Origin of the sequence: Stenotrophomonas bentonitica, from assembly GCF_013185915.1 — a bacterium.
Lineage (GTDB): Bacteria > Pseudomonadota > Gammaproteobacteria > Xanthomonadales > Xanthomonadaceae > Stenotrophomonas > Stenotrophomonas bentonitica.
Window position 1 is genome coordinate 1,256 of record NZ_JAAZUH010000008.1, and the last position, 3,568, is coordinate 4,823.

Sequence of the window (3,568 nt, forward strand, 5' to 3'; positions counted from 1 at the left end):
AAGTCCCGCATATGGGGCCTTAGCTCAGCTGGGAGAGCACCTGCTTTGCAAGCAGGGGGTCGTCGGTTCGATCCCGACAGGCTCCACCACACGTAGCGCCTTTATCAGCGCCAACGGCAATGAGCTAAACGGACATTGGGTCTGTAGCTCAGGTGGTTAGAGCGCACCCCTGATAAGGGTGAGGTCGGTAGTTCGAGTCTACCCAGACCCACCAACTCTGAATGATCAGCGCATACAAAGAATTTATTACGCATCGGCATTGTGGCCGGTACGTGTTCTTTTAAAACTTGTGACGTAGCGAGCGTTTGAGATATCTATCTTGACGTGTCGTGAGGCTAAGGCGGAAGACTTAAATGTCTTCTTATTAATTGAGTCGTTATATTTCGTATCCGGGCTTTGTACCCCCGGGTCATATATATAACCCAAGGCAACTTGCGGTTATATGGTCAAGCGAATAAGCGCACACGGTGGATGCCTTGGCGGTCAGAGGCGATGAAGGACGTGGCAGCCTGCGAAAAGTATCGGGGAGCTGGCAACAAGCTTTGATCCGGTAATGTCCGAATGGGGAAACCCACCCGCTTGCGGGTATCCTGCAGTGAATACATAGCTGCTGGAAGCGAACCTGGTGAACTGAAATATCTAAGTAACCAGAGGAAAAGAAATCAACCGAGATTCCCTGAGTAGCGACGAGCGAACGGGGACTAGCCCTTAAGCTGGAATGGTTCTAGAAAAACAGCCTGGAACGGCTGGCCATAGAAGGTGATAGCCCTGTATTTAAAAGGGCCACTCCAGTGAAGACGAGTAGGGCGGGGCACGTGAAACCCTGTCTGAACATGGGGGGACCATCCTCCAAGGCTAAATACTACTGACCGACCGATAGTGAACCAGTACCGTGAGGGAAAGGCGAAAAGAACCCCGGAGAGGGGAGTGAAATAGATCCTGAAACCGTGTGCGTACAAGCAGTAGGAGCTCGAAAGAGTGACTGCGTACCTTTTGTATAATGGGTCAGCGACTTACTGTTCGTGGCAAGCTTAACCGTATAGGGGAGGCGAAGGGAAACCGAGTCTGATAAGGGCGCATAGTCGCGGGCAGTAGACCCGAAACCGGGTGATCTAGTCATGGCCAGGGTGAAGGTGCCGTAACAGGTACTGGAGGCCCGAACCCACGTCTGTTGCAAAAGACGGGGATGAGCTGTGATTAGGAGTGAAAAGCTAATCGAACCCGGAGATAGCTGGTTCTCCTCGAAAGCTATTTAGGTAGCGCCTCATATGTATCCTCTCGGGGGTAGAGCACTGTTATGGCTAGGGGGTCATCGCGACTTACCAAACCATTGCAAACTCCGAATACCGAGACGGACTGTATGGGAGACACACGGCGGGTGCTAACGTCCGTCGTGAAAAGGGAAACAACCCAGACCCACAGCTAAGGTCCCAAATTCACTGCTAAGTGGAAAACCATGTGGAAAGGCACAGACAGCCAGGAGGTTGGCTTAGAAGCAGCCACCCTTTAAAGAAAGCGTAATAGCTCACTGGTCGAGTCGGTCTGCGGGGAAGATTTAACGGGGCTAAGCAGTGAACCGAAGCTTGGGGTGTGCATATTTATATGTACGCGGTAGAGGAGCGTTCCGTAAGCCGTTGAAGGTGGATTGAGAAGTCTGCTGGAGGTATCGGAAGTGCGAATGCTGACATGAGTAACGATAATGCGGGTGAAAAACCCGCACGCCGAAAGCCCAAGGTTTCCTTGCGCAACGTTAATCGGCGCAGGGTGAGTCGGCCCCTAAGGCGAGGACGAAAGTCGTAGTCGATGGGAAGCAGGTTAATATTCCTGCACCTCGCGTAAGTGCGATGGAGGGACGGAGAAGGTTAGGTGTACCCGGCGTTGGTTGTCCGGGGGAAAGGCGGTAGGTTTGGATCTTTGGCAAATCCGGGATCCTTCAAGACCGAGCACCGAGACGAGTCTTTAAGACAAAGTCACTGATACCACGCTTCCAGGAAAAGCTCCTAAGCTTCAGCTTACGCAGACCGTACCGTAAACCGACACAGGTGGGTAGGATGAGAATTCTCAGGCGCTTGAGAGAACTCGGGTGAAGGAACTAGGCAACATGGCACCGTAACTTCGGGAGAAGGTGCGCCCTTTTTGGTGGCTCATGCGAGCTATAGCTGAAGAGGGCCGCAGAAACCAGGCCGCTGCGACTGTTTATCAAAAACACAGCACTCTGCAAACACGAAAGTGGACGTATAGGGTGTGACGCCTGCCCGGTGCTGGAAGGTTAATTGATGGGGTCAGCCGCAAGGCGAAGCTCTTGATCGAAGCCCCAGTAAACGGCGGCCGTAACTATAACGGTCCTAAGGTAGCGAAATTCCTTGTCGGGTAAGTTCCGACCTGCACGAATGGCGTAACGACAGCGGCGCTGTCTCCACCCGAGACTCAGTGAAATTGAAATCGCTGTGAAGATGCAGCGTTCCCGTGGCAAGACGGAAAGACCCCGTGAACCTTTACTATAGCTTTACACTGAACGTTGAGTTCGTCTGTGTAGGATAGGTGGGAGGCTATGAAACTGTGGCGCTAGCTGCAGTGGAGCCATCCTTGAAATACCACCCTGTCGTGCTTGACGTTCTAACCTGGGCCCATTATCTGGGTCGGGGACCGTGTATGGTGGGTAGTTTGACTGGGGCGGTCTCCTCCTAAAGAGTAACGGAGGAGCTCGAAGGTACGCTCAGCGCGGTCGGACATCGCGCACTGTGTGCAAAGGCATAAGCGTGCTTGACTGCAAGATCGACGGATCAAGCAGGTAGGAAACTAGGACTTAGTGATCCGGTGGTTCTGTATGGAAGGGCCATCGCTCAACGGATAAAAGGTACTCCGGGGATAACAGGCTGATACCGCCCAAGAGTTCATATCGACGGCGGTGTTTGGCACCTCGATGTCGGCTCATCACATCCTGGGGCTGTAGTCGGTCCCAAGGGTATGGCTGTTCGCCATTTAAAGTGGTACGCGAGCTGGGTTCAGAACGTCGTGAGACAGTTCGGTCCCTATCTGCCATGGGCGTTGGAGATTTGAGAGGGGCTGCTCCTAGTACGAGAGGACCGGAGTGGACGAACCTCTGGTGTTCCGGTTGTCACGCCAGTGGCATTGCCGGGTAGCTATGTTCGGAAGCGATAACCGCTGAAAGCATCTAAGCGGGAAGCGCGCCTCAAGATGAGATCTCCCGGGGCACAAGCCCCCTGAAGGAACCATATAGACTATGTGGTTGATAGGTCAGGTGTGTAAGTACAGCAATGTATTGAGCTAACTGATACTAATGATCCGTGTGGCTTGACCATATAACCTCAAGTTGCCTTGGCCGACATGACATGTCGATGGATACCAAGTGCACGCTACGTCACAAGACCTATGAGAGGCTGGCGCCAATCCGTCCGGATTTGGCGACACTCCAACCGTCTCCCTGGTGAAATTAGCGCTGTGGAACCACCCGATCCCATCCCGAACTCGGAAGTGAAACGCAGCTGCGCCGATGGTAGTGTGGCTCAAGCCATGCGAGAGTAGGTCATCGCCAGGGTTTACACCC

At 53.3% G+C, this 3,568-nt stretch carries 2 tRNA genes and 2 rRNA genes; all 4 read left to right on the forward strand.

The window, feature by feature from the left end:
* Nucleotides 1-13 precede the first annotated feature (13 nt).
* The 4 genes from HGB51_RS20085 (at nucleotide 14) to rrf (ending at nucleotide 3,559) form a co-directional block, all read left to right on the forward strand.
* Nucleotides 14-89, forward strand: a tRNA-Ala gene (locus HGB51_RS20085).
* Nucleotides 90-137: 48 nt separating this feature from the next.
* Nucleotides 138-214, forward strand: a tRNA-Ile gene (locus tag HGB51_RS20090).
* Nucleotides 215-444: 230 nt separating this feature from the next.
* Nucleotides 445-3,323 (forward strand): 23S ribosomal RNA (locus HGB51_RS20095).
* 121 nt (nucleotides 3,324-3,444) lie between these two features.
* Nucleotides 3,445-3,559, forward strand: a 5S ribosomal RNA gene (gene rrf / locus HGB51_RS20100).
* Nucleotides 3,560-3,568: the final 9 nt, after the last annotated feature.